The sequence below is a fragment of the Ruegeria sp. CDSB113 genome, from assembly GCF_059611045.1.
In genome coordinates, this window is record NZ_JBXWOU010000003.1 from 351,504 (window position 1) to 376,330 (window position 24,827).

The 24,827-nt window shown below is 54.5% G+C and carries 23 protein-coding genes and 1 pseudogene; 8 read left to right on the top strand and 16 right to left on the bottom strand.

What is annotated here, in order from left to right; translation table 11 throughout:
• The first annotated feature begins 4 nt into the window (after positions 1-4).
• Together AC2FIS_RS08360 and AC2FIS_RS08365 are read left to right on the top strand one after the other, a co-directional pair.
• Positions 5-982, top strand: a complete 978-nt coding sequence (locus AC2FIS_RS08360; protein WP_496772816.1) for an ABC transporter ATP-binding protein — start codon at positions 5-7, stop codon at positions 980-982.
• The gene (locus AC2FIS_RS08365; protein ID WP_496772818.1) at positions 979-1,935 is read left to right on the top strand and encodes a dipeptide ABC transporter ATP-binding protein; all 957 of its coding nucleotides are present in this window, start codon (positions 979-981) and stop codon (positions 1,933-1,935) included. Before AC2FIS_RS08360 ends, AC2FIS_RS08365 begins: the two co-directional genes overlap by 4 nt.
• A gap of 12 nt (positions 1,936-1,947) precedes the next feature.
• Here AC2FIS_RS08365 and AC2FIS_RS08370 read toward each other — a convergent pair whose 3' ends face one another.
• Positions 1,948-2,628, bottom strand: coding sequence for a GntR family transcriptional regulator (locus AC2FIS_RS08370; RefSeq protein ID WP_496772819.1), 681 nt, complete (start codon positions 2,626-2,628; stop codon positions 1,948-1,950).
• Positions 2,629-2,778: 150 nt separating this feature from the next.
• Between AC2FIS_RS08370 and AC2FIS_RS08375 the strand changes: the two genes are divergently transcribed.
• The 3 genes from AC2FIS_RS08375 (at position 2,779) to phnY (ending at position 5,666) form a co-directional block, all read left to right on the top strand.
• Positions 2,779-3,798, top strand: a complete 1,020-nt coding sequence (locus AC2FIS_RS08375; protein WP_496772821.1) for a GlxA family transcriptional regulator — start codon at positions 2,779-2,781, stop codon at positions 3,796-3,798.
• Between the two features lie 150 nt (positions 3,799-3,948).
• On the top strand, positions 3,949-4,203 hold the full coding sequence (locus AC2FIS_RS08380; protein ID WP_496772822.1) for a hypothetical protein: 255 nt from the start codon (positions 3,949-3,951) through the stop codon (positions 4,201-4,203).
• Between the two features lie 14 nt (positions 4,204-4,217).
• Positions 4,218-5,666: a phosphonoacetaldehyde dehydrogenase gene (gene phnY, locus AC2FIS_RS08385; protein ID WP_496772823.1), complete on the top strand. Its 1,449-nt coding sequence runs from the start codon at positions 4,218-4,220 to the stop codon at positions 5,664-5,666.
• Between the two features lie 55 nt (positions 5,667-5,721).
• Here phnY and AC2FIS_RS08390 read toward each other — a convergent pair whose 3' ends face one another.
• Positions 5,722-6,564, bottom strand: coding sequence for a fumarylacetoacetate hydrolase family protein (locus AC2FIS_RS08390; RefSeq protein WP_496772824.1), 843 nt, complete (start codon positions 6,562-6,564; stop codon positions 5,722-5,724).
• Between the two features lie 278 nt (positions 6,565-6,842).
• On the opposite strand from AC2FIS_RS08390, the gene AC2FIS_RS08395 reads away from it, so the two are divergent.
• Together AC2FIS_RS08395 and AC2FIS_RS08400 are read left to right on the top strand one after the other, a co-directional pair.
• Positions 6,843-7,445 carry a GNAT family N-acetyltransferase gene (locus tag AC2FIS_RS08395; RefSeq protein ID WP_496772825.1) on the top strand — a complete coding sequence of 201 codons (603 nt, stop codon included), beginning with the start codon at positions 6,843-6,845 and terminating at the stop codon, positions 7,443-7,445.
• Positions 7,446-7,539: 94 nt separating this feature from the next.
• Positions 7,540-9,309 carry an adenylate/guanylate cyclase domain-containing protein gene (locus tag AC2FIS_RS08400; RefSeq protein WP_496772826.1) on the top strand — a complete coding sequence of 590 codons (1,770 nt, stop codon included), beginning with the start codon at positions 7,540-7,542 and terminating at the stop codon, positions 9,307-9,309.
• A gap of 55 nt (positions 9,310-9,364) precedes the next feature.
• On the opposite strand, the gene AC2FIS_RS08405 is transcribed toward AC2FIS_RS08400, so the two are convergent.
• The 4 genes from AC2FIS_RS08405 to AC2FIS_RS08420 form a co-directional block, all read right to left on the bottom strand.
• Positions 9,365-9,940: a hypothetical protein gene (locus AC2FIS_RS08405; RefSeq protein ID WP_496772827.1), complete on the bottom strand. Its 576-nt coding sequence runs from the start codon at positions 9,938-9,940 to the stop codon at positions 9,365-9,367.
• A gap of 149 nt (positions 9,941-10,089) precedes the next feature.
• The gene (locus AC2FIS_RS08410; RefSeq protein WP_496772828.1) at positions 10,090-11,385 is read right to left on the bottom strand and encodes a gluzincin family metallopeptidase; all 1,296 of its coding nucleotides are present in this window, start codon (positions 11,383-11,385) and stop codon (positions 10,090-10,092) included.
• A complete protein-coding gene (locus AC2FIS_RS08415) occupies positions 11,372-12,730 on the bottom strand; it encodes a TfuA-like protein (protein WP_496772829.1) in 1,359 nt (452 codons plus the stop codon). The genes AC2FIS_RS08410 and AC2FIS_RS08415 overlap by 14 nt, the downstream gene beginning before the upstream one ends.
• Positions 12,727-13,932 (bottom strand): YcaO-like family protein, encoded by a 1,206-nt coding sequence (locus AC2FIS_RS08420; RefSeq protein ID WP_496772830.1) that lies wholly within the window; start codon positions 13,930-13,932, stop codon positions 12,727-12,729. Before AC2FIS_RS08420 ends, AC2FIS_RS08415 begins: the two co-directional genes overlap by 4 nt.
• 259 nt (positions 13,933-14,191) lie before the next feature.
• On the opposite strand from AC2FIS_RS08420, the pseudogene AC2FIS_RS08425 reads away from it, so the two are divergent.
• Positions 14,192-15,267: pseudogene (locus tag AC2FIS_RS08425) on the top strand (ISNCY family transposase); the annotation flags it as partial.
• 493 nt (positions 15,268-15,760) lie between these two features.
• Here AC2FIS_RS08425 and AC2FIS_RS08430 read toward each other — a convergent pair.
• The 10 genes from AC2FIS_RS08430 to AC2FIS_RS08475 form a co-directional block, all read right to left on the bottom strand.
• Positions 15,761-17,311: a polyamine aminopropyltransferase gene (locus tag AC2FIS_RS08430; RefSeq protein ID WP_496772831.1), complete on the bottom strand. Its 1,551-nt coding sequence runs from the start codon at positions 17,309-17,311 to the stop codon at positions 15,761-15,763.
• 76 nt (positions 17,312-17,387) lie between these two features.
• On the bottom strand, positions 17,388-17,975 hold the full coding sequence (locus AC2FIS_RS08435) for a hypothetical protein (protein ID WP_496772832.1): 588 nt from the start codon (positions 17,973-17,975) through the stop codon (positions 17,388-17,390).
• 31 nt (positions 17,976-18,006) lie between these two features.
• Positions 18,007-19,299: a GNAT family N-acetyltransferase gene (locus AC2FIS_RS08440; RefSeq protein ID WP_496772833.1), complete on the bottom strand. Its 1,293-nt coding sequence runs from the start codon at positions 19,297-19,299 to the stop codon at positions 18,007-18,009.
• A gap of 7 nt (positions 19,300-19,306) precedes the next feature.
• Positions 19,307-19,696 carry an adenosylmethionine decarboxylase gene (gene speD / locus AC2FIS_RS08445; protein ID WP_496772834.1) on the bottom strand — a complete coding sequence of 130 codons (390 nt, stop codon included), beginning with the start codon at positions 19,694-19,696 and terminating at the stop codon, positions 19,307-19,309.
• 441 nt (positions 19,697-20,137) lie between these two features.
• Positions 20,138-21,235, bottom strand: coding sequence for a M56 family metallopeptidase (locus AC2FIS_RS08450; RefSeq protein WP_496772836.1), 1,098 nt, complete (start codon positions 21,233-21,235; stop codon positions 20,138-20,140).
• Complete coding sequence (locus AC2FIS_RS08455; RefSeq protein ID WP_113790821.1) at positions 21,222-21,617, bottom strand: BlaI/MecI/CopY family transcriptional regulator; 396 nt, start codon at positions 21,615-21,617, stop codon at positions 21,222-21,224. Before AC2FIS_RS08455 ends, AC2FIS_RS08450 begins: the two co-directional genes overlap by 14 nt.
• 66 nt (positions 21,618-21,683) lie before the next feature.
• Positions 21,684-22,088 carry a DUF2160 domain-containing protein gene (locus AC2FIS_RS08460; protein ID WP_496723204.1) on the bottom strand — a complete coding sequence of 135 codons (405 nt, stop codon included), beginning with the start codon at positions 22,086-22,088 and terminating at the stop codon, positions 21,684-21,686.
• Positions 22,089-22,096: 8 nt separating this feature from the next.
• The gene (locus AC2FIS_RS08465) at positions 22,097-22,894 is read right to left on the bottom strand and encodes a carbohydrate ABC transporter permease (protein WP_170415418.1); all 798 of its coding nucleotides are present in this window, start codon (positions 22,892-22,894) and stop codon (positions 22,097-22,099) included.
• Entirely contained in the window at positions 22,891-23,754 is an 864-nt protein-coding gene (locus tag AC2FIS_RS08470) for a carbohydrate ABC transporter permease (protein WP_058274620.1), read from the bottom strand. Before AC2FIS_RS08470 ends, AC2FIS_RS08465 begins: the two co-directional genes overlap by 4 nt.
• Positions 23,751-24,827, bottom strand: coding sequence for an ABC transporter ATP-binding protein (locus tag AC2FIS_RS08475; RefSeq protein WP_108859743.1), 1,077 nt, complete (start codon positions 24,825-24,827; stop codon positions 23,751-23,753). The genes AC2FIS_RS08470 and AC2FIS_RS08475 overlap by 4 nt, the downstream gene beginning before the upstream one ends.

Genomic DNA, 24,827 nt, shown 5'->3' on the forward strand with positions numbered 1-24,827 from the left:
CGACATGAGCCTGTTGGATATCCGAAACCTCACTGTCGAATTCGCAACCGCCTCGGGTCAGTTCCGGGCTGTGGATGGTGTTGACCTGTCGGTCGACAAGGGCGAGTTGATGGCCATCGTCGGCGAAAGCGGCTCGGGCAAATCGGTGTCGATGCTGGCATTGATGGGCCTGCTACCCTGGACGGCCACAATTACGGCCGACCAACTGAGCTTCGAAGGCATTGACCTGACCAAAATCTCGGCCCGTGACCGTCGCAAGATCATCGGCAAAGACATTGCCATGATTTTTCAGGAACCGATGTCATCGCTGAATCCTTGTTTTACGGTTGGCTTCCAGATCAAGGAGGCCTTGCGCATCCACCTGGGCCTGAACCGAAAGGACCGCCACCAGCGCGCCATAGAGCTGTTCGATCAGGTCGGCATCCCTGCGCCGGAAAGCCGCCTGAACACGTTTCCGCACCAGATGTCCGGCGGCATGAACCAACGGGTGATGATCGCGATGGCCATCGCCTGCAAACCCAAGCTGTTAATTGCGGACGAGCCGACGACGGCATTGGACGTGACAATTCAGGCGCAAATCCTTGATCTGCTGGTCCGGCTGCGGGATGAGCAGGAGATGGGTTTGGTCCTTATTACGCACGACATGGGCGTTGTCGCCGAGACCGCCGAGCGGGTTCAAGTTCAATACGCCGGCCAAAAGGTCGAGGAGCAGGCAGTCAAAGACCTGTTCCGCACCCCGCGTCACCCCTACACAACTGCGTTGCTTAACGCGCTTCCGGAACGGGCGACGTCGAAGATGCTGCCTACCATTCCCGGCGTCGTTCCAGGGCAGTTTGACCGGCCAAAAGGGTGTCTGTTCAGCCCCAGATGCCAATATGCAGATGATCTTTGCCGATCATTGCCCCCAACCCCGCACAGTGCGGAATTTGGCAAGGCTCGTTGTCATTACGTTGAAAAGATAACAACTGGAGAGCTGGCATGACCGCCCCCATCGTTCAGGCCATTGATTTGGCCAGGTTCTACACCGTAAAAGGCGGGTTGTTGTCGAAGACCGCAACGGTCAAGGCATTGTCTGGTGTAGATTTCGAACTGCGGCCGGGCAAAACGCTGGCGATCGTAGGAGAGTCCGGTTGTGGGAAGTCGACCCTCGCAAGGGTGGTGACGATGATCGAAGAACCGACCTCGGGTAGTCTGACCATCGATGGTGTTGAAATATCTCCATCGAAATGGGCCCAGATGCGTGAAACTGTGCAGATTGTGTTTCAGGATCCCTACGGCTCGCTCAACCCACGCCAACGGATCGGTCAAATCCTGCAAGAGCCATTGATCATAAATCGCCGCGAGATGTCCGCAGCCGACCGCGAGGCGCGCGCGCGTGAAATGATCGACCTCGTGGGTTTGCGCCCCGAACACTACGACCGCTACCCACACATGTTTTCGGGCGGGCAGCGGCAGCGGATTGCAATCGCCCGCGCCCTGATGCTGAACCCCAAGGTGCTGGTGTTGGATGAGCCGGTTTCAGCACTGGACGTCTCAATCCAGTCGCAAATTCTGAACCTGCTGGTCGAACTGCAGGAACGTCTGAACCTCGCCTATCTGTTCATTTCGCATGATTTGTCGGTGGTGAAGCATTTTGCCGACGATGTGATCGTCATGTATCTGGGCCGCGCGGTTGAGAAGGCACCGAAAGAAAATCTGTTTGCTGCCCCTAGGCATCCCTATTCCAAGGCTCTTTTGTCGACGACGCCCCGCGCAGATCCCGACGCGCGAAAGGATCGGATCAAACTGGAAGGCGAGCTTCCGTCCCCGATGAACATCCCCAAAGGCTGTGCCTTTGCACAACGGTGCTGGCTTGCAACCGAAGAATGCCGCGCCGCGCCACCAGAACTGAGCGGGACACACCACAAAGTGGCGTGCCTGCATCCACTGGGGTAGGAATGCCGACGTTCAGCTAGCGTCGCCTTTCCGTGTCTTTAAAACCATCGCCAACAACTGATCCTTGGTCCGTTGAATATGCTTGGTCAGCAGATCACCTGCTGCATCGACCTGCCGTTTGCGTGCCAGCGACAAAAGCTGTCGGTGATCTTGCTTGGCGGGCTCGCGCTGTTCCATGACGCTTAGATGCATACGGACATAGCGGTCCGATTGCAGATTGACCCTTTGCAGTATCTCATTGGTCAGCCCACGATCAGCAGCCGCATAAAGGGCCTTGTGGTATTCATAATTCAGGCTGCCCCACCGCCCGACATTATAAGCTTCGTAAGACCTTTCCATGTCGTCGAGCAGCTTCTCGCATCTGGCGAAATCAGCTTCGGTCATCTGCGGAATGGCCCGTTTAAACAAGTCGACCTCCAAAAGGACCCGAAGGTCGAAAATCTCGCCAATTTCCGAAAGCGAATGCGAGGTCACCGATGCACCACGGTTGTTAGTCAGCTGCACAAGGCCTTCGGCATCCAGCCGTTTCAGAGCTTCGCGGATCGGCATGCGCGAAACATCATAATCCTCGGCAAGGGCCTCTTGCCGGATGGTTTCACCTTCGGCCATCTCTCCGCTTAGGATACGTTCCCGCAGATCATTTGTGATGACTTCTGGAAGACTTTGACGTGCGATCGCGCGGGTTCTGGGCATAAGAGTGGTCTCGGTCGGTGTAAGTTGTATCCAAAATACAAAATGAGCGTTCGATTTCCAAGGGTCTTACATCTATTGATAACTTTAAGTTGCTCGAGCGTTTCAGCAGGCCAGCGACGATGCGGTATTCGAACGCGAAGGAGGGGTATAGTGGACAGCCAACGTTTCCTGCCCAAGGGGGCGATTTCCGTCGATGTTCCCTTTGATGGGCCGCCCAAGGCCTTTCATTTCCTGTTGCTGCCTAATACCACGATGTTGGCGTTTAGCGCTGCGATTGAACCCTTGCGTATTTCAAACCAACTGGCCCGAAAGCAATTGTTCGAATGGTACGTCCTGTCAGCAGATGGTGCACCAGTCACGTGCTCGAACGGAATCCGCATTCAAGCCGACCAACCCATGCACGATCTGGAGCAGGGGGCCTATACTTTCGTGTGTTCCGGCACTGAGCCGATGGCCTCGTATGACACCCGGGTTCTGAATTGGATCCGTCGGCAAAAGGCACATGGATGTGATTTTGGCGGTATCTGCACGGGGGCATTTGCCTTGGCCAAGGCAGGCCTGATCGGCGACAAGAAGTTCACCGTTCATTGGGAAAACCGCCCCGGGTTTTGCGAGTATTTTCCGACAATGACGCCAACCCAGAGCCTGTACGAGATTGACGGCAAGCTGCGCACTTGCGGGGGAGGGCACGCCAGCACCGATATGATGCTGGAAGTGATCGAGGAATTGTTCGGCAACGCCCTGGCCATCAACGTGTCCGAGATGTGTCTGCACCGACGCGTCGGTGAAAGTGGCAGCAATCAGGTTTCGCCCGTCTCGGCCCTTTTGGGGACCCGCAACGGCAAGCTGGTCGAAGCTGTCCAAATCATGCGGGACAACATTGAATCGCCGCTCAGTCTTGAGGCGGTGGCGGATCAGGCGTCACTGTCCAGACGCCATATGGAACGGCTGTTCCAGCAGCATACAAAGATGTCGCCCGGCCAGTATTACAACAACCTCAGGCTGGATCGCGCCTTCGCCCTATTGAATGAAACCGACCTCAGCGTATCCGAGATTGCCTTTGCATCCGGGTTTTCCAGCACGGACAGGCTTTCGGTTCATTTCCGAGGCCGATACAAGGTTTCGCCGCATAACTTCCGCAGATCGTGGTCACACGAAAGTGGCAGCTAAGACTATTGGTGTGACTTGGATATCCAGGTGCATTCCAGCACTGGACTGACACAGTGGTTTGCTCTGGCTTTCGATCCAACGCGGAAATTTTGCAATTCTGTGATCTATGGCAGGCATTAGAACGGGCGCACTGAATCCAAGGCTACGAAGATGATGATGCAAATCCAATTCACAGCCCATCAGCGGGTCTATTCAATCCCGAATGTTCCGGTTGAGAATACCTACACAAGTACTTCCCGAAACTGTCATGATCTGGCCGCGCTGGCGGCCGACTTACGCTGCCACGGTGGATTGACCGAGCGGGAAGTTCTCTTCATCGTCAATCGCGTGATCGACACTTCGCTGCGCCCGCTATTGCGCAATTTTGAAGCGCTGCTTTTTGCCACCGCAGCGTTGGCTCTTTAATTATGGACGGTATCATGAACACATCCGGTATCCGCAACGAAGGTATGCGTATTGGTGGCGAGATTGTCTTTACCGATACTAAAATCCCGGTCCACTACCCTTACACGAGTGAGGTCGTTGGTACCGTCCCTGCCGGCACTTCTGAACATGTACGCAAAGCTTTTGAGATCGCCGCAAATTACACACCCAAATTGACGCGTTACGAACGCAGCGAGATTTTGCGGCGCGCCGGCGTGTTAATTGGTGAGAGACGCGAATACCTCGCAAAATGGCTGACGCTTGAGCTTGGCATCTGCCATCAACACTCGATCTATGAAACCAAGCGCGCGCAGGACGTTTTTCAGCTCGCTGGCTCCGAGACTCTGAAGGACGATGGTGAGGTTTTCTCGTGCGATCTGACCCACAATGGCAAGGCACGCAAGATTTTCACCAAACGCGAGCCGGTCAGAACCATCAGCGCGATTACACCGTTCAATCACCCTCTGAACATGGTCAGCCACAAGATTGCGCCGTCCATTGCCACCAATAATTGCATGGTCTGCAAACCGACCGAGCTGACCCCACTGACGGCCCTGACGCTGGCGGACATACTGTACGAGGCAGGGCTGCCGCTCGAAATGTTTCAGGTCGTGACAGGTTGGCCGAGAGATATCGGCGATGAGATGATCACCAATGAACACATCGACATAGTCACCTTCACGGGCGGTGTGCCGGTGGGCAAGATGATCGCGTCCAAGGCAGGTTACAAACGGCAGGCACTGGAATTGGGCGGCAACGACCCTCTGATCGTGCTGAATGATCTGAATGACGCCGATCTGGACAAGGCCGCCAGCATAGCTGTGGCCGGGGCCACAGGGAATTCGGGGCAACGCTGCACCGCGATCAAACGCATTCTGGTTCAGGAAAGTGTGGCAGATAGATTTGTGCCACTTGTCCTGGAAAAGGCCAAGGCGATCCGGTTTGGCGACCCTCAGGACCTAGAAACGCAATTGGGTTGCGTTATCCACGCACAAGCCGCCGAGTTGTTCGAAAACCGCGTGCTGAAGGCTGCACAAGAGGGCGCGGAAATCCTCTATCACCCCGGCCGCGTCGGTGCACTGTTGCCGCCGATCGTCGTCGACAAGGTGCCCCACGGCAGCGAGTTGGTGATGGAAGAGACATTTGGTCCAATCGTGCCGATCGTTCGTGTTCCAGATGATGATGCGCAAGTCATGCAGATCTCAAACGGCACAGCATTTGGTTTGTCGGCGGGTGTCTGTACTAATGATCTGAACCGGGCGATTACCTACATCAACGGTTTGAACGTCGGCACCTGCAACATCTGGGAACAGCCCGGCTACCGGATCGAAATGTCTCCTTTTGGCGGCATCAAGGACAGCGGCAACGGCGTCAAGGAAGGCGTGATCGAGGCGATGAAATTTTTCACCAACGTCAAAACTTATTCACTGCCTTGGCCCGAGTGACTTTTTGGCCCACTGTCTATTGCGGAGAATTGTGGCAATTGCACAAACAGGGGGCTCAGCCCTGCAAAACGTTCTGCCGTTGCACACCCAAGCCTTTGATGCCCAGCTCCATCCTGTCGCCGGGTTTTAGATAGGTCGGCGGGTTTTGGCCCATGCCCACGCCCGGAGGGGTGCCACTTGAAATCACATCTCCCGGCTGTAGCGACATGAACTGCGACAGATGAGAGATTACCGTCGCCACGCTGAAATGCATTGTTCTGGTCGATCCATCCTGAAACCGCTGCCCGTTCACCTCAAGATACATCGGCAGGTCCTGCGGATTGGGCACCTCATCCCGTGTCACAAGCCATGGACCTATAGGACCGAACGTGTCGGCGGATTTGCCTTTTACCCACTGGCCCGAACGGTGCAGTTGGAAATCGCGCTCTGATATGTCGTTGATGACGCAATAACCGGCGACATGGTTCAAGGCTTCGGCTTCCGAGACGTATTTGGCCTCTGTCCCGATCACCACACCCAGTTCCACCTCCCAATCGGTTTTGACCGATCCACGTGGAATTTCAACCGTATCGTTGGGGCCAACAATAGCTGATGTCGCCTTAAAAAAGATCACCGGTTCCTGCGGCAGCTCCATCCCACTTTCGACCGCGTGATCGGCATAGTTCAGACCTATGCAGACGAACTTGCCGACCTGACCGACGCAAGCGCCAATCCGCGGTTGGCCATCCACCAGCGGCAGGCTTGTTGTCTCCAACCCGCGCAATCGGTCCAGGGCCTCATCGCCAAGCGACTCGCCTGTGAGATCACCAATCACCCCCGACAAGTCACGAATTGCGCCCGTGGCATCCAGAAGACCGGGCTTTTCCGCGCCCTTGGGACCGAACCGCAGTAATTTCATTGATGGTGTTCCCTTTGCTCAGAGCGTCCGGGGCCATCATTAGCAAACAGAGGTGTGGATGGGAAATTCCGTTGCATTTGACCGGGCAGCGCACTTATCACCCCACTGCACCAAAAACTCAAATCTTGCGGTGAATAAAACAGAGGGCAGAGATACTGTAATCTCATTTCGTAATTTTTAAAAATTTGTGTTAGTGTCCGAGCAGATTTTACTGATTTCTTTCAAAGGTACTATTTATCGTGAGCAACAATTCACAAAACACGTTCAGGTTGCGCCCGATGGAAAGGGCAGATCTGGATTCCGTTCTGAGTTGGTTTCAGGACGTTGAAGACCTTGCGCGTTTCGATCGTACGACGCGCGTGCCCCTCAATACATCGCATGCCGAAGAATTTTGGAAAGATTCATTTACGTCTTCTGATGCCAGCCGCAAATGTTGGTTTATCGTCGAGTCGTCCGCAGGTGAGGTCGTTGGGCTGGCCGGGCTCGAGTCTATCTCGAACATCAATCGCGATGCAGTGGTTGCAGTTTTCGTCAACAAGGCAATGCGTAGATCCGGCGTCGGGCTTCGGGCATCCGCTTTGGTGCTGGACCTGGCGTTTCGACAGCTGGGGCTGAACCGCATAACGTCTTATTATCGTGAGGACAATCATCACAGCCGTGATCTTGTTGCCAAGATAGGATTCCAGATTGAAGGAACGATGCGTCAAGCGTGGTTCGCTGAAGGCGAATTTCAGGATATGGTTGTTGTGGGCATTCTGAAATCTGAGTGGATGGTTCGCCGAAACGTTCTGGCACAGGAACTGGATGTGAATACGATCGTGACATTGGGGCCGAATGATTGCGGCGCCTGGTCATGGCCGCCTCAGATCGCAGAGGTGTGATCAGTTCCGATCAAAACTGCTTCAGTCGTCAAAAACGTTTTTTGATATATGTTGGTTACGGGTCCGCTATGAATCCGAAAAAAGAGTAACACTTGTGAGTACGACAATTTCTGACATTCCAATTACTCAACGGCTTGGCGCAGTATTGTTCGCCGACGTCGTAGGATACTCCCGGCTTATGAGCGAGAATGAGCTGGATACATATAATGAATTGAAAGCATTGATTTCTTTGCTTGAAGCCTCTTGCGCAAAGTACAACGGCCGAGTGGTTGAGGTACGTGGGGACGGGATTTTGGCCCTGTTCGAAACTGCCACCAGCGCGGTGGAATTCGGGGTCGAATTGCATCAAATCGCAAGTGATCAGAATAAAACTCGCGCGCAGGATCAGCGAATCAAGTTCCGGGCCGGGATTCACCTTGGTGAGATACTGATAGACGAGCGGGGCATTCATGGCGACAACGTCAATATCGCGGCCCGGTTGCAAGAAATAGCCGAGCCTGAGCGGGTCTATGTCAGCTCTGCCGTGTATGATCAGGTCTGCAATCGCCTGCGCTTTGGATACGAGTTTCTGGGACCAAAACAGCTCAAAAACATCCTGACGCCTGTTTCGACCTACTGCGTCCGCAGCGAAGTGGCCGGCGCGACCATGGCCGGCACGATGCGCCCCGATCTGAAGGGCGACATATTCGAACGGCCGGATACGCCGTCGGTGGCCGTTCTGCCCTTCAGCAGCTCTGGCGGCGATGAGTCCGACAGCTGGATCGCCGAAGGTCTGACGGACGACATCATCATGAATCTGTCCAAATTCCGGAACCTTTTTATCATCGCCCGGAACTCGTCATTTTTCTTCAGGACACAGTCGATGCCTCCGAAAGAGGCGGCGCAAAAGCTGAATGTCCGCTATGTCGCGCGCGGCAGTGTACGTCGGTCAGCCAGTCGGATCAGGATTTCCGCCGAGTTGATTGATGCCAACACCGAGCGCACGATCTGGGGCGAACGGTTCGATCGCAAGATTGACGATATTTTCGACATTCTTGATGAGGTCACAGAGTGCATTGTGGCGGCCACTGCGGTGATGATCGAGTCGCATGAAAAGCAGCGCATGATTCAGGCGATTCCAAACGATCTTGAGGCCTATGGTTCGGTCCTGCAAGGCCAGCACCATATCTTCAAATACACCCGAAACGACAACCGCAAGGCACAGAATTTCTATCAATCAGCCCTTGAACGGGACGAAGGGTATGCCCGTGCTGCAGCAGCGCTGTCGCGAACCCTAAATATCGACTGGCGTTATTCCTGGGCTGAAGAGCCGTCACAATCGCTGGAAAAGGCGCTGATGTTGGCGCAGCGCGCGATTGAGCTGGACCCGACCGACGCGCGCGGTTTTGGCGAATTGGGCTACGTTCACCTGTACCGCAAAGAGCATGACGCAGCCATCCAATCCTATCAGAGGGCGCTGGCGTTAAACCCAAATGACGCGGATATGCATTCTGACTTTGCCGATGCTCTGGCCCATTCGGGCGATAACGAAACGGCCATAACGCATCTTCAGCAGGCAATGCGTCTAAACCCCTATTTCCCGGATCAGTACCTTTGGCACCTGGGAGGAGCATATTACAACCTCAGACGCTATGAGGATGTAATTGAGACGGTCAACAAGATGAACAATCCGACTGAAGGGCAGCGTATGCTGGCCGCCAGCTATGCTCAGCTGGGTCAAACGGACATGGCCCGCCTGATAAGGGAAAAGCACCGCGAGGCGCATCCGAACTTTTCGCTGGCCCGATGGACAACCGTTCAACCGGATCGGCTAGAGGAAGACACGCAGCACTTTGTGGAAGGTCTGAAAAAGGCCGGGTTCTAAAATGCAAAGGGGCACCGCGTTCCGGTGCCCCTGAGATTACTTTCGAAAACTGGATTTAGTCGCCGCCGCGTACCTTTGCGCCGCTGACCTTGGCACCGCTCACCTTCGCGCCACTGACTTTGGCACCGCTGACTTTGGCCCCACTTACTTTCGCGCCGCTGACTTTGGCACCGCTGATAGCCGGGCTGTCAAAGCCGAAATAGATGTCCAACAGGACTTGTTCGAACTGGCCGGTCATCACGTCCATACGCATGGTCTGGTCAGATTTGTCGTATCGCCAGACGCGGATACCATCGGCGACCTGATAGTCGGCCGCTGCGACGCCGCCAATACTCGGGTCTTGCGGCGCTCGGGATGCGTCGTCTGCAGGCTTATTGGGATCAGCGACCAGCTCACCTTTGCCATGAACCAGAAAGATCACCGGCTCCGGCATATCGTAATAAGTGCCCTCAAAAGCAAAGCCATAAATCTTGGCGAACCGAGGACCTTTCTCCCCTTTTGCCACCCCAAATTGATCGTCGAGATGCTTGTTGGCGCCCTTCCCTTTGGACGGAATGCGTTTGTACTCTAAATCTTCGAGCTCACGGCCATATATCAACACTTCTGAAAAACTGAGCAAGGATTCAGGCATATCTCTCTCTCCCAATTATGGGATCGACGAAGCCAGAACCCTCATCTCCCCCTCAAAATAAACTCGAAATATATTCGAGCAAATGCGTTCCAATAAACTTCTTCCGATTGCATGCCATAAAACCGTTTAAAAATAAAGGATTTTACAAGTTACCCTGGCACCTGCGTGCGAACTGAGGCCGAGTGGCTGTCTTCTTCGGGATCGGGAAGACGTGGACCGGCAGATGTCAGACCAATATCACGCATGCGGAAGTTGCCTTCGATGATGTTGCGAAACGCACCGCCAGTGATTTCCTGATCAACCGCCAGCAGGGCCTTTTCAACACCGAAATAGCTGAGCATATCAGCATCCAGGCGCTCCCACGTGTCGGCCAGATAGGTTCCCAGAAAATCGCGCGCCTCAAGCAAAGCGATCCGGAAACCTTCGGGGTTTTCGGCATAACGGGCATCGAACACACCCTGCATGACCTCGCTGTAATCCGGAGAGTCTTCCAGCTGATCGGACAGATGTTCTTCTTCGGGTGAGATCAGTCCATGCAGCAGCAGGCGCTCGTGATAAATGTCTACGAAAATGTCGAACATCGCTCCGGTCAACGGTTCGGACAGATCGTGTTCGCTGGTCCAACCGGCCGCAAACTCTGACATGGACCGTGTGTTGGCGGCAATTCGGATCTGTGCATTTTCCCCCAGTTCGGCAAACCGGTTCAGACGATTGAATGTGTACAGATTGCCCCGCGTGTTTTTTAACAGTGCGTCAACAACAGAGCCAAAATGCAGCGACGCAAGAAGGGCGACCATATCGGCAGCGGACTCGTGAAATCCATAATATTCGCCCGACGCATCCCCATCTGACGGCATACCAATGACGCTATAGATAATGGCATGTCCAATTTCATGGGAGACAACGTCAAAGTTCAGGCTGTATGGGCGGTACTCATCGCCATGTTCGTGTGTGCCGCCCGTTTCCAGAAACCCCCAGCCAATATGTGCGTTGTCCAGACTCGGTAGCAGGGACAGTTCAAGCCGGTCGAATTCGCGCGCGAAATGCCACGGGATTGGTCGATCAAAATACCCTTGCCACACATCCATTGTGAAATGGGCCGACCCGAACAAATGCGCCGCCTCAAAAGCGGGGTCGGATGGGGCAATATGAAAGAAATTACCAAACTCATCGGGCATCGCAGGCGGCTGGATGTACCCGTCCCATGGCGGCAGATACATACCCGGTCCATTCGGACCTGGAACGATGGCACCGTAAGGTGTGGTTTTGCCAACAGGATTGACGGTGTACATGCGCGGACCGGACGGCCCTGGCCCGATGCTGCCTTGCGGAGCCGAAATTTCGACAAGCTCCGGTTGCGCGCCCGGTTCCAGAAAAGGTGATTGCGGATACAGCAGGAACCGTGTGCCGGGTTCTTCGTCGCTTACAGTCTCATGTGTGTTCATCTATCGACCCCTCGTGCCGGGCGGAAGTCACCTTGCTTTTTGGGACGTCCGCACAGGCACTCCTGTGGCAAAACAAATACTCTGCTTCGATCAACTCACCAAGTTCCGCACGCCCGGATAGGCCAAGCGAGGTTGCGTAGCTGTCCAGGTTATCCGGCACGTCCCGGTCAAGGCGCGTTTCAAAATACCACACGACCATACGCAGACGATCTGCGCCCGAGAGGTGCCCATTCACAATCGCAGCTTTTTCCTTGGCGGCCGCCCGTTCCCGTAGATCGGCATACTTTCCGGTTCGTTTCAGTTCAGCCAGCAATGGCGCATCCAACTGGGCCAAACGCGCGGCGACCGTCGCATCGATCCGGGCGGCATCCGCCAGTATGTCCTCGTATTCCACAAGGTTCAGATCATTGGCGGTCAGCCATTCCATCAAATGCGTTTTATGAGATAATCCCGCCTTGGCCCTATGGTCCGTCATCTGCCGGATCAAGGCTTCACGATCAGGTTGCCGATCCTGCTCGGAGGCTTCTTCCTGTGCCATCACGCTCAGAACTGCGCGGTTGCGCAATTCTGCGTAGAGTTCCGGGTCTAACCTCAACTCGTCGATCACCGCGTGGTTCTTTGCTTCGTTGGTGTCGATGCGGTTGCGCAACTGTTTCCACACCAATGTTGGTTCGGTCCGCGTTACGGGACTTGGGGGTAGGGTGCCCTGCGACAGGCAATCCGCCATCAGGGCCAGCATTGCCCGGGCGTCATCTGCTTTGGCATCAATTTGGCCGTCGGGCAGCCAATCCAAAAAGGCCGCTATTCCGGGCAGATCGCTTAACTCTTTGCCGATGTACTGCCAGATGCGGTGCCTATAGTGTCTGGATTTCGCATGCTCTAGGATAGTGGCGACGCTTTCAGAAGGTAAAATCCCCTGAGCCTGCGCCTGTTTGACTGTCGCTCGGATAGATACCATCGGTGTACTGAGCGGTTGAAATCCCAGCTCTGCCGGGCTGTGAAGAACCGCGACCTCATCGTCATCCTGCAAAACGCCGCTGAGGTAATCCTCATAGATCCCGCCAACACCGATCATTCCAAATTCGGCAAGTTCCGCTGCACGCAGGGCGCCCATGCTGGCGCTGCCAAAGACCGGTATCCCTTGTTCCATCGCCCACAAGATTTCCTTGTGCCAGACCGAGGGCACACCTTCGAAGAACCCATCTATGATCCCAATGGCGTGCGGTTGATCCTTGGCTGCGCGATAGACATCACCCTGCTGAACAGGGGGCAGGATCGCAGCATTCAACTGTGCGGTGACTTCGTGTGCTGGCAGGGTAGGGCCCACAAATACAACGACGGTCATGCGGTTTCCTGCCTGATATGCAGTGCTCTTAGGCCCGGTACGTAATCCGCGTCGTCATGTGGCGCCTCCAAGCCCGGTATGACCGCTCGAACAACCGATAGATCATATTCAAGCCGAGACAAGTCCACGATCACCACCTGAGAAATTCCGACGGCCTCTAACCTGATTAACAGCAAAGCCAGGTCATCCTCGAATGTCTTGGTTGAATGCGTCGGGCAGTCCTGGAAATTCTCTGTCGGAGAGGCACGATCGATCAGATCCCGTACATATCTACACCGGTCAGATTGCGCCTGGTCAGTGAATTCTGCCGGGTCCAGATCATCGCGCGCGCCCGAGATATAGGTCAGCCGGGTCTGAGCAGCCTCTGTCACCGCGCGCAGCAACGCGATTGCGCGATCCGGATGGCATCCGTCGCCGATGCCAATGTGACCAGGTTGCCCGCCAGCCTCGCAGATCACGCAGCGAAAACTGGCAATTCCGATATCCGACGTGGTGCTCCACAGCCCGATCTCCAGATTTGCGGCGGTGATTTTTTCAATGGCCGCCCGACATCGCTGATCATCGACAGTACCGGGATCAATACGCACGGTCGTGGATTGATGAGACCACAGCGTCGTTGCATCCCGCTCAATCATTTCGCAAATCGCATGACAACTTGCCTCGGCGACATTATTGCCCGAAGCCAAACCGTTTGTTGTTCTGGGAAAGGCGCGTTGTCCGGCGAGTGGAGCGGAAGTGTAGTCAGTGTCCACCATCTCAAGCGGGACCCAGCAGGCGTATTGGCTTTTCAAATCCAGGCCTTCGACCCATAACATGTTGCTATTGGGATCAAATTGCGCGCCGGTGACCCTAGGCAATCGCTCCACATCCACTACGGTCGCTTCATCAGCCAAATCGGTATATCTGGCAAGCCGTTGCGGAAGTCGCACACGTTCGGCATGCCAGGACTCGATCGCTTCCATAACACCCGAAGCTTGCGCTGCCTGTAACGACAGTCCCTTGCCAAGTGACACCGCAACAGATCGGGAATTGGGACGAGCGACCATGACGGTAGGCAAACCAATCCGATCCAGGCCGGTCAGGTTTGCGATCCGAGTAATACCCATTTCCCGAAGAAATGGTTGCACAATGCTTAGGGTGTGCGCGGGGTCGCGCAGACGATGAGTGTCATGCACGTAGGTCTTTTGTGAATTATCGGTCATTTCATCGACCTTGCGAGGAAAACGTGCAGGTTAGCACAATACAACAAGCTATACGCAAATAGGATGGTAGATGATTTCGCGTGGGTCAACCTTGTAGGTATCTGGCGTTGATTTTCTAACTTGGCGGTAAATTTCAGTAATATGTTTTAACATAAGACTGATTATGCGTTTTTATCATGTAGCGGCAAAGTTAAATTGTCACCTGTAAGCAATTCAGGAATGTCACTCTCCTCGTATAACAAAACGAGGAAGATCGGACATGGGTTGGGTGATGATGAGCGAGCGCGAGTTAAATCGTGTGGAAGTATTGGCACAGGTCGATGGTGGCCGGCTGACCATTGATAATGCTGCGAACCTGCTGGATCTGACACGGCGGCAAGTCTTCCGGTTGTTGAAGCGATACCGCCAGGATGGTGCATCGGCGATTCGGCACAAGGCGCGCGGCAAGCCCCGAACAATCAGATTCACAGAGCGAAACGCGATTTTGCCTTGGCGCTGATCAAAGAAAGTTATGCGGACTTCCGGCCGACTTTGGCCGCTGAGAAGTTGGCTGAACATCACGGTTTCAAGGTCTCGCGTGAGACATTACGCAAATGGATGGTCGAAGATGGAAACTGGTTGTTCCGCAAACAGCGCCGGACATTCCTTCAACCGCACCTGCGCCGGGAATGCTACGGCGAGTTGATCCAGATTGACGGTTCCGACCACCGTTGGTTCGAAGACCGAGGCGATCCATGCACCCTGCTCGTCTTCAACGATGACGCGACTAGCACCTTGATGAAACTTCGCTTTGTGAAGTCGGAAAGCACCTTCAGCTACTTCGAAACGCTTGAGAGCTATCTGCACACGCACGGCCGCCCGGTGGCGTTTCACAGCGACAAACACACGGTGTTCCGTGTCCCCAAGGAAGATGCCAAAGTCGGCGCTGGCATGACCCAGTTCGGCCACGCGTTGAATGAGCTGAACATCGAGATCCTGTTCGCGAACAGTTCTCAGGCCAAGGGTCGTGTAGAGCGTGCGAACCGCACGCTTCAGGGCCGACTGGTTAAAGAACTGAGATTGGCGGGCATATCGGACATGAAGACCGGAAATGCTTTTCTGGAAGGTTTCAAAGACCGCTATGACGCGAGGTGTGCAAAGGTGCCTGCCAAGCCAGCCAACCTCCATCGTGCGCTCAATGTCGAATCGGAAGGGCTGACTGATGTCCTATTCTGGCGCGAGAACCGCTATGTGGGTCATCAGCTTACATTTTCCTATGATCGCAAGCGGATCATGCTTGAAGAGACCAATGTCACGCGCGGTCTGGTTGGCAAATACGTGGACACCTACCTGTTCAACATTGTGGCACGTGTTAATAGCCTAACATCCCGATCGCCGACTTTGGAGTTTTCGCAGCGAAGGTTCGCCCTGTCCTGCGTCTTGTGAATTGATCGTTCCTGCCTCGCTGCACGCTGCACTAATGACCGGTTTCATCGCAGCGTCACAGCGCCGAATTTCGAGCGCATGCAGCATTTCTTCCGTTGCGAGCGCACGCAGCGAAAAAATCCAAGGTACAGTTTGGGCTCTTTTGACACCTTCGCCGCACGTTGGACGAACGGCAGGTTCTCAACTGATGGGTTGAAAATTGGTGAGTTTATGAGTCCCAGAAGTTCAAAGACCTAAGTAGCTGATTTTATTGCAAGTGTAATCTCAGTAATTTGGTGCTCCGACATTTACTGTCGGAACACGTAAATTGTGAAACTCGTGTCCCCAAGAATTCACACCTTTTGTTAGATGACATGATAAATCGGCTTGATTGTGGAATAGGCTCTCAAGCGGCCAGCTCAGCTCAGTAGCCAGAAACGTCACGGGAGTATTCGTGATAAATGCCGGGATCAAAGATGGAATTGATCGCTAGTTCACGCTTGGGAAGCAGGTCCTCAGAAAACACTTGAGCGGCCTCAAAGACACCCGGTGTCAGAAAGCGCAAACCTTCCGGAAGCTCGCCAAGCGTCGATGTCGGATCATTGGCCACAAGGTTGTACCCCCAAACTCCAAACGAGGGGATCGACACCTGATAGTTCACGACCTGCGGGAAAATCTCGGACAGCGTCTCGGAAATTGTCCAATAGGTATGTGGTGAAAAGAAGGGTGAGCTGCTTTGGGTAACCAAAGCACCATCGTCGGTCAAAATGCTATTCACCATGGCATAGAACTCGATCGAATAGAGTTTTGACAGCGCTTCGTTATGCGGATCGGGAAAGTCTATGATGATCCTATCGTAGGTTTGATCGGTGGATTTGACATAGTTGAATGCATCGGTGTTGTAGACATTCAGAATCGAGGCCTCCATGCTGTCTTCATTCAGGCGCGCGATGGGGGCCAGATTGCGCCCCAGATCGGTCATCGCCGGATCGAGATCAACAAGGTCGATGCGCGAGACGCTGGGATGTTTCAGGATCTCTCGCACGGCCAACCCGTCGCCTCCGCCCAGAACCAATACGGACTTGGGCGCGTTTTCCCCCCATGACAGAACCGTATGGACCAGCGCCTCGTGATAGCGATACTCATCCGCTTCGGCGAACTGCAGGTGGCCGTCGATGTAAAGGCGCACGTCATTTTTCTGCCAGGTGTTGGTGACGACCAGGGACTGATACTGCGACTGCTTACGCCAGACGATACGGTCAAAATACAGATGGTCCTGCGCAAACGCAGTGATGCGCCCGGCCAGCAGAGTCAGCGCGAACAGCAAAACGATGGTCGCGATTGCGCTGACCAGCATCCGTTTGGGTGAATCCAACTGGTCGCGTAGGCAAAGGACGCTCAGCAAAGCGACCATGGCATTGGTCAGGCCAATGGCGAATGAGGATGAAATCAGTCCAAGCGATGGAAGCAACAGGATTGGAAACAAAACAGATCCGAAAAGTGCTCCGATATAGTCAAGTGATAGCACGTCGGCGATGGATTCCCGCGCGGTACTGCTTTCGGACAAGACCCGCATCAAAAGCGGAATTTCCAAACCGACGAGAAATCCGATGGTCGAGATAAAGGTAAACATTCCCACCGTGTAGAACCACGGCGCATAGGGAAAGAGCATGAACAATGACACGCTGCACAGGCCGCCGACCAAGGCCAGAATCAGTTCAACCCAGATAAACGTTTGGATCAGGTTGCCGTGGAAAAAGCGTGAGACATATGACCCGACCCCCATAGCAAACATGAAAAACCCGATGGTCAGTGAAAACTGATAGACCGAGTTGCCCAGCAGGTAGCTGGACACCGTTCCAATGATCAGTTCGTAGACAATGCCGCACAGGGCAACAACAAGGATCGCGCCAAGCAGAACCATCGCCTGCCGGCGTGGCAGCTCTGTGTAACGCGGTGTCAGAGTGTCGGTCATTTTGAATTCCGAATAACTGGAAAGCCCGACGCGATCAGCGCCGGGCCTGAGTGGAGTATGTTGCGGACGCGGTGCCTTATTTACCGGCGCGCAGACCACCAGCGCGAGCGCTGCGCGGAGCTGAATAGCTGGCGCGCGGCGTCACGTTACGGTTGTTGAAGCTTGAGGCGCTGATACCGGCCGAACGCTGTCGGCTGAGCAGGTTGCCAATCAGCGCACCGGCCAGGAAGCCGGCGCCTGAAAATCGCAGGCCAGCGGACTCACCAGCGGTGTCAGTGGCGATCAGGCGTCTGTTGGCCTCGTCAATCTCGATGGTGAAAATCTCACCTTCATCCGAGTCGCGGGTGCCGTTTGCATTAGCGTCTGCATAACCCGAGAACTTGGCGTCGGACAGAATTTCCAGACCCAGCGGCTCGTCATAAAAGCGCGGTTCCGAGTTCATGATCTGGGTGAGATACTCGGTGAACTCTTCCACTTGATCGTCCGAGGCTTCGGCGATGCTGTTAGCTGTCAGGTATTCCTGATACTCGTTGATCGCAAATTCAGTCCGGTCCAGAACCTGCCCAAGATCGGCGGTCTGTTCAGACTTCGGGGCTAGGAACACCGAATACCCTATGAAGCCCACAACGCCCAAAATGACGATTGTTTTCAGATTTCCAAACATGATTTTCTCCTATCGAGTTAAGACTGTATTTTCAGGTTTCATCAAGGTCACAGGACCACCAATCCTGGTGCAGGTCCTTGCCGTACAACTCTTTGAGCGCGCCACATTTCTTCATCCCCTGCCCCTGTAATTCGGCTGCGTGTGCGTCGGACAGATCAGAGGGGATAGTCAGAACGGCCATGCGATATTTCTGCGTACGAGCGAGCGAAAGCTGCTGATCCAGCCCGTTCAACCCGGTACCGGATTCGCTCCAGCGTAGTCCCGCTACATCGTCGGTTTCCGCAGCCGTTTGCAGGTCCACTACAGACAGACCTGTGGTTGAGGCCGGATGGGCGGGCGGTAGTTCGGGCGCATCCGGATTATCCAATCCATAGATGATCTTCGCCTCTCGCGGGCTGTGATACCCGGGGACGGTCAACTCGGCCTCAGCACCAAATTCTTCATACAGCTTATGCGCGGCGGCATAGGTTTTCTTGCCGAACTCTTCGTAGTCGCTGGTTTCGATGAAAATCTTGCGGATCTGTAGCTGCGCAAGCTTACCCAGCATATCGTTCAACATCTGCCCGCCCAACCCTTTGCCGGTTTGGGCCTGATCCAGGTAGGTCCAGGACAGCCACGCAACATCAGGTACATCTTCGTCAAGGCTGTAGCCGATCAGACCCAGCACGTTGCCCCGATCTTGCAGGACAAACATGTTATCGGTGCCTTCATTAACAAATTTGTCTTCAGCCTCGACCGCGTCATCTTCATCGGTCTGGGCGATGATCTGAATGGCAGGCGATACATGTCGCCATTCCATAGGCTTGAGGGTCGCCCCCTTCGAGCCGAACAACGCATTAAACACGGCAAGACCTCCCCCGACCAACGCGGATGTAATGTGGGTGAAAACCGCGATCTGAGACCGCAGGTACAAAAACTCGGCTACGAGCAGCATGCATATCAGCGCCAACGCCCAAACACGTTGACTTGGCGGGCTTGATGCAACGACACCAAACGCCACCAGAGCGTAAGAAACGCTTGATAACCCCACGAAGCCCGGCCCGACCAGAACGAACTCTACCACTGTGCCGGCAACGACGCTCAGGATCACAAGGCCTGCGGTCCAGATACTGCCCAAACGAGGTTCGGTCAGACAGCCGCCGATAAAGATCATTAGGCAGTTGAGTGTCAGATGGCTCAGATCGCCATGCCGGATTACAAACAACAGATGGTCGGGCAAGCTTTGCACAGGTCCCGAATAACGCACCGGACCGAACAGCACGTAGACGCAGATCGCGCACAGGATAAGAGATATCGTGACCGGGCATCTGCGCAGCTCTCTCATTTGCCCTTTAAAAGCCAGCCACAGCCAGCCGCGGCACGTTTTGTCCGATCAGGCCCCGTTTGATGGATTGCACCTCAGTGCGCTGCGGGCGGAAATAGGATTTCAGTACGTCCAGGCTGCGTTGCGGCTCGGCGTCGCCGCACATGAAGATATCAATGGCGGCATAACCATGCTCGGGCCATGTGTGGATCGAGATATGGGATTCAGCCAACAAAGCCACCCCAGTAAACCCCGCACGTTGCCCGAAATCATGAGTTTCCACGTTAAGGACATGCGCTTTGGCTGCAATCGCCGCGCGTGTCAGAGCTTCTTCAGCTGGGGCAGGATCATAAAGTGCAGTTGAATCGAAGAAATCCGCTAAAATATGTACACCTAAAGAGGGCAAAACAGCGCTCATAAAAAACTCAAAGCCTCAAACCATAAATTATTGATCCACTTCTATTTTATTGATCTCTGCAGTCAATCTGACTGCAGGGTTTTCTGCGTTTGACTACCACGCTGTGGCAAAAAATACACAACCTATAGGGGATTATTAAAGAGTCTGATTATTTGCGTCAGACTCTCGTTTGATTTCCGATCCATTCTTTGGGAAGCGTGCAACTCGCACTGGGTTCGGGCCCGCAAGGCAACACCATTCCGGTTGCGCAAGCTGTTGTACGTTGGTGAAACGACATAGCTCAGCCTGGTTGCGTTAAAACGGGCACCCCTGCCCCGTTTTAACGCAAAATCAGGAACTCAACATGCCCCAGCCTCGGGCCAAAAATGCCCGGCGCTGAACATCGTGCGCATGAAACGGCAATCCGTCTCTCCAACCCTGGCTGGAGAGCATCACCGCATATCAATTCCCCTGAGTGCGAGCCTCAAGCCGTTCCAGATTAACAACTGTCGACAGCATCAAGCGATCGTGGCTCCAATCCTGCGTTTGGCGCACTGACGCCGAGCTGATAGCAAGAATGGTTGCCAATGCTAGAGTCATCCCAAGAAATACGGCAGGCAGAGGTGGACTTGCCGTCGACGCTTCGGTCAAGGCAATCACACGCAAACGCAACACATGCTTTGCTTTTGTCCCGTTCACCAAGGCCACATGAAGAATACGTGGGCAGTTCATTGTAAGAGATCGCGAACAGTAATCCAGCAAACAGGCCGTATAGTCTTTGGCGTCTATACCTTTGCGCGAGACAACGGACTGGTCACAGGCCAACTCGCGCAGTCGGTCAAACTGGTGCTTAATCACCAGATATGCCGGGTTCCAGAACAGAAGCGGGCGCATCAGCTCAAAGCCCAACTCCCACTCCACATCCAAAGCACGGATATGTTGAAATTCGTGTGCCAGAGCGAACCGCAATTCACGCGGTGTATTCAGCAAATGGCTGGGTAAGACGACGTGTCGGCGACGTAGGCCGCGTACAGCGAAGGGTACGGTTATCCGGTCCGACAAACGAATGTCTACCTTGGACGACCGCCGCCAAAGAAAGCTGGATCTCACGGTTTTGCGAATTGCCCATGCATCACGAACCACACGAATTGTCAGGAAAGTCGACACCAGAGCGAATGCAATCAAAACGCATGTTACAAGGACAGACGAACCAGAAAGAACGTGATCAAGCCAACGTTCGCGTGTGTTCAGCAGGGTTTCGAACTGCGCAGCCGGCATGGCAATATCACCACGCAAGTAGGCTGCCACGGCCAGATCCCCCAGCGCGACTGCGCGTCCCGGCCACAGAAAACCGATAAAGGCCGAGACACCCATTGCCAGCACCGGGCTCAGCACAACACAGATACAAAGTGCTTTTAGCGATCGAAGTTGTGCAACAAACCCATATCGCATCGACGATCGCGCGAATACGACGCGCACCGCCAGCCAGATAAGTGCCGACAATCCAAGTACAACATTGAACTCGAGAAACGCGTCGAGAACCGGTTTAACCGCCGTCATTTTGCAGTCTCCTCTCTACCAGTGCTCGAATTTCCTCCAGATCATCTTCTGTCAGCCCCGCATCGTCGACCAACCTTGCAACCAAAGTTGCGGGGGTGTCGTCGAATAACGTCCGGGAGAGATTTTGCAGCGAACGCGACTGATACCTGTCTTTTTCTAGAAGTGGCCTATAAATCAACGATTTGCCGTTCTTTTCGCTTTCTACAAATCCCTTTTCATCGAGAATGCGCAAAATTGTTGCGCCGGATGTGTAGGCCAGATTTCGATCCGGCGCCAAACGATCAAGAACATCTCGGACCGAGCCCTGACCCAGCGCCCAGAGTTCGTTCATGAACTCAAGTTCCACTTCAGTCAGTAAGTTCGTAGTTTTTTTCTTTCGCATCAGTCTCGGTGTCGCCATTTAGTAGTATGCCTGACAGACAAGCATCCTTTCACTGTTTCGCAAAGCCTAAACTTTCCAGAAGACGAAGATGCCCCAACCGATGGACAAAAACAGCGGCGTCCAAACCGGTTGCCCAACCAATCCGAGCCAGGCCAGAAAGATGTAGGCCGAGCCCAGAAGCGTGATGAAGAGACGATCGCCGAGCGTGGTGGTCAGACCCAACACGCCGCGCCGCTCAATCCCGTCGCGATACTTGAAGCCTTCGAGAACGCCAATCAGCGCGATGGCTGAGAATATCCCAACGAAAACTGCAAGTGTCGCAGGCGTCCAGGCCATCCAGAAATCGGGCCACAAAGGGTCGGTCCAGGAAAATCCCTTTTCCTCTTGTTGGCCAACGTTGCCCCATCCGGTCTGAGCCTGAGCCAAGGCCGTCGTAGGTACGAAGGGGAGGATGAGAAGAAGTTTACGCATATCGAACCTCACACACGACCCATCGCGAAACCGCGCGCGATGTAGTTGCGGACAAACCAAATGACGATGGCTCCGGGGATGATGGTCAGGGTTCCGGCAGCGGCCAGCAGGCCCAGCTCGTACCCGGCGCTGGAGGCAGTACGCGTCATCACGGCCGCGATGGGTTTAGCCTCGACCGCAGTCAGGGTTTTGGCCAACAGCATCTCGACCCACGAAAACATGAAGCAGAAGAAGGCCGCGACACCAACACCCGCTTTGATGTTCGGCAGGAAAATCGTCACGAAGAAACGTGGGAACGAATACCCATCCACATAGGCGGTCTCATCCAGTTCTTTGGGAATGCCGCGCATGAAACCTTCCAGGATCCAAACAGCCAACGGCACGTTGAACAGTGTATGGGCAAGTGCCACGGCTAGATATGTGTCGAACAGACCGATGGACGAATATAGCTGGAAGAAGGGCAGCGCGAACACCGCGGCCGGCGCCATACGGTTGGTCAGCAACCAGAAGAACAACTGCTTGTCGCCAAGGAACCGATACCGAGAGAACGCATAAGCGGCTGGCAAGGCAACACACACCGACAGCACTGTGTTGATCGTCACGTAAGCTATCGAATTGATGTAGCCCCAATACCACGTCGGGTCCGTGAAGATCGTGACGTAGTTTTCCAGTGTAAAAGTCTGGGGGAATAGGGAAAAGCCCGACAGGATCTCGTTTGTCGTCTTGAAGGACATCGCCACCAGCCAATAGATCGGCAGCATGAGGAACGCGATATAGAGGATCGGGATAAGGGACCGCTTCTTCATTGCGCGTCATCCTTTGTCATCAGAGTGTAGAAGACCCAAGACACCAGCAGCGTGATGGCGAAGTAGATCAGGCTCATCGCGGCTGCAGGGCCAAGGTCAAATTGTCCCAGCGCGATCTTCACAAGGTCGATCGACAGCAAGGTGGTTGAATTGCCGGGGCCGCCGCCGGTCAGAACGAAGGGCTCGGTATAGATGTTGAAACTGTCCATGAACCGCAGCAGTACCGCGATGGTCAGGACTGTTTTCATCTTGGGCAACTGGATATAGCGGAATACCGACCACGGGCTAGCCCCGTCGATCTTGGCGGCCTGATAATAGGCGTCAGGGATCGACACGAGGCCAGCATAGCAGAGTAGTACGACCAATGAAGTCCAGTGCCAGACATCCATGATGACGACCGTGATCCACGCCGACAGCGGCTGCTGCGTCATGTCATAGTTGATGCCCAAAACGTCATTTAGGAAATAGCCCAGCAAGCCGATCTTGGGCAGGGTAAAGATATTCCACATCGAACCTACAACGTTCCACGGGATCAGCATCGGCAGAGCCATGAGAACCAGACAAACAGGAACCCAGAACCCTTTGCGCGGCATCGACAGGGCCACAATGATGCCAAGCGGCACCTCAATCAGCAGGATCAGGAAAGTGAACAGGAACTGCCGTCCAAGCGCAGCCTGAAACCGGTCGGAACGCAGGATCTGTTCGAACCAGCCCAGTCCCTCCCAGAAGAACTGGTTGTTGCCGAAGGTTTCCTGCACTGAGTAGTTGACCACCGTCATCATCGGCACCAGCGCATTGAAGGCGACCAGTGCCAGAACCGGTAAGACAAAGAACCATGCCTTTTGGTTTTCCGTTCTCATTGTGCCCGCTCCTCGCTTGCGATCCAGCCGTCGCGGTAGACGCGCGATTGTTCAGGTTTGAATTGCAGGAAGACTTGTGATCCCGGTTCCGGGACACTGTGTTCAGTTACTGCTTTTAGGGCCGTGTTACCGACCATGGCGCTGACCACGTAGTGACGGCCAATATCCGAGACCTTTGTTACATGTGCAGGGATACCTGTGTCACCGAACCCAACATATTCGGGGCGGATGCCCAGATCGGTGCGACCGCCATCACCATGGGTCGGACCTTCCAGCATCACTTCGTGGCCTTCGAAAACGGCGCGGTCGCCCCTGGCTTCACAAGGTAGAACGTTCATGCCGGGAGAGCCGATGAAGTGACCAACAAACGTGTGCTGAGGACGTTCGAACAGCTCGACAGGCGTGCCGATCTGAACCACTTCGCCGTCTTGCATCACGACCACTTCGTCTGCGAAGGTCAGCGCCTCGGTCTGATCGTGGGTCACATAGATCATGGTGGCTTTGACGCGCTGATGTAGTTCTTTCAGTTTCGACCGCAGCTTCCATTTCAGGTGTGGGTCGATCACAGTCAGCGGTTCGTCGAACATCACCGCATTTACGTCGTCGCGGACCAGACCGCGACCCATCGAGATCTTCTGTTTGTTGTCCGGGCTAAGGCCCGACGCGCGGGTTTTCAGCAACTCGGTGACGTCCAGCATCTCGGCAATCTCATCGACGCGGCGTTTGATTGTCGCGGCGTCGACACCCCGGTTTTTCAGCGGAAAAGCCAGGTTTTCACCCACGGTCATCGTGTCGTAGATTACTGGAAACTGGAACACCTGCGCGATATTGCGTTGATCGGGCGGCAAGGCCGTCACGTCGCGGTCATCGAACAGGATCTGCCCCTCAGACGGTGTCAGAAGACCGGAAATAATGTTCAGCAGCGTGGACTTCCCGCAACCTGATGGCCCCAACAAGGCATACGCCCCGCCATCGCGCCAGGTCACGTCAATTTCCTTCAGCGCGTAGTCATCCGGGCCTTTTGGCGTCGGCATATAGCTGTGTTTTAGGTTTGAAAGCTTGATCTGTGCCAT

What these genes read in the sequence shown, in the direction of transcription:
- AC2FIS_RS08360 (WP_496772816.1), top strand. Translation starts at nt 5, where the DNA reads ATGAGCCTGTTGGATATCCGAAACCTCACTGTCGAATTCGCAACCGCC.
- AC2FIS_RS08365 (WP_496772818.1), top strand. Translation starts at nt 979, where the DNA reads ATGACCGCCCCCATCGTTCAGGCCATTGATTTGGCCAGGTTCTACACC.
- AC2FIS_RS08370 (WP_496772819.1), bottom strand. Translation starts at nt 2,628, where the DNA reads ATGCCCAGAACCCGCGCGATCGCACGTCAAAGTCTTCCAGAAGTCATC.
- AC2FIS_RS08380 (WP_496772822.1), top strand. Translation starts at nt 3,949, where the DNA reads ATGATGATGCAAATCCAATTCACAGCCCATCAGCGGGTCTATTCAATC.
- phnY (WP_496772823.1), top strand. Translation starts at nt 4,218, where the DNA reads ATGAACACATCCGGTATCCGCAACGAAGGTATGCGTATTGGTGGCGAG.
- AC2FIS_RS08390 (WP_496772824.1), bottom strand. Translation starts at nt 6,564, where the DNA reads ATGAAATTACTGCGGTTCGGTCCCAAGGGCGCGGAAAAGCCCGGTCTT.
- AC2FIS_RS08395 (WP_496772825.1), top strand. Translation starts at nt 6,843, where the DNA reads ATGGAAAGGGCAGATCTGGATTCCGTTCTGAGTTGGTTTCAGGACGTT.
- AC2FIS_RS08405 (WP_496772827.1), bottom strand. Translation starts at nt 9,940, where the DNA reads ATGCCTGAATCCTTGCTCAGTTTTTCAGAAGTGTTGATATATGGCCGT.
- AC2FIS_RS08410 (WP_496772828.1), bottom strand. Translation starts at nt 11,385, where the DNA reads ATGAACACACATGAGACTGTAAGCGACGAAGAACCCGGCACACGGTTC.
- AC2FIS_RS08415 (WP_496772829.1), bottom strand. Translation starts at nt 12,730, where the DNA reads ATGACCGTCGTTGTATTTGTGGGCCCTACCCTGCCAGCACACGAAGTC.
- AC2FIS_RS08420 (WP_496772830.1), bottom strand. Translation starts at nt 13,932, where the DNA reads ATGACCGATAATTCACAAAAGACCTACGTGCATGACACTCATCGTCTG.
- AC2FIS_RS08430 (WP_496772831.1), bottom strand. Translation starts at nt 17,311, where the DNA reads ATGACCGACACTCTGACACCGCGTTACACAGAGCTGCCACGCCGGCAG.
- AC2FIS_RS08435 (WP_496772832.1), bottom strand. Translation starts at nt 17,975, where the DNA reads ATGTTTGGAAATCTGAAAACAATCGTCATTTTGGGCGTTGTGGGCTTC.
- AC2FIS_RS08440 (WP_496772833.1), bottom strand. Translation starts at nt 19,299, where the DNA reads ATGAGAGAGCTGCGCAGATGCCCGGTCACGATATCTCTTATCCTGTGC.
- speD (WP_496772834.1), bottom strand. Translation starts at nt 19,696, where the DNA reads ATGAGCGCTGTTTTGCCCTCTTTAGGTGTACATATTTTAGCGGATTTC.
- AC2FIS_RS08450 (WP_496772836.1), bottom strand. Translation starts at nt 21,235, where the DNA reads ATGACGGCGGTTAAACCGGTTCTCGACGCGTTTCTCGAGTTCAATGTT.
- AC2FIS_RS08455 (WP_113790821.1), bottom strand. Translation starts at nt 21,617, where the DNA reads ATGCGAAAGAAAAAAACTACGAACTTACTGACTGAAGTGGAACTTGAG.
- AC2FIS_RS08460 (WP_496723204.1), bottom strand. Translation starts at nt 22,088, where the DNA reads ATGCGTAAACTTCTTCTCATCCTCCCCTTCGTACCTACGACGGCCTTG.
- AC2FIS_RS08465 (WP_170415418.1), bottom strand. Translation starts at nt 22,894, where the DNA reads ATGAAGAAGCGGTCCCTTATCCCGATCCTCTATATCGCGTTCCTCATG.
- AC2FIS_RS08470 (WP_058274620.1), bottom strand. Translation starts at nt 23,754, where the DNA reads ATGAGAACGGAAAACCAAAAGGCATGGTTCTTTGTCTTACCGGTTCTG.
- AC2FIS_RS08475 (WP_108859743.1), bottom strand. Translation starts at nt 24,827, where the DNA reads ATGGCACAGATCAAGCTTTCAAACCTAAAACACAGCTATATGCCGACG.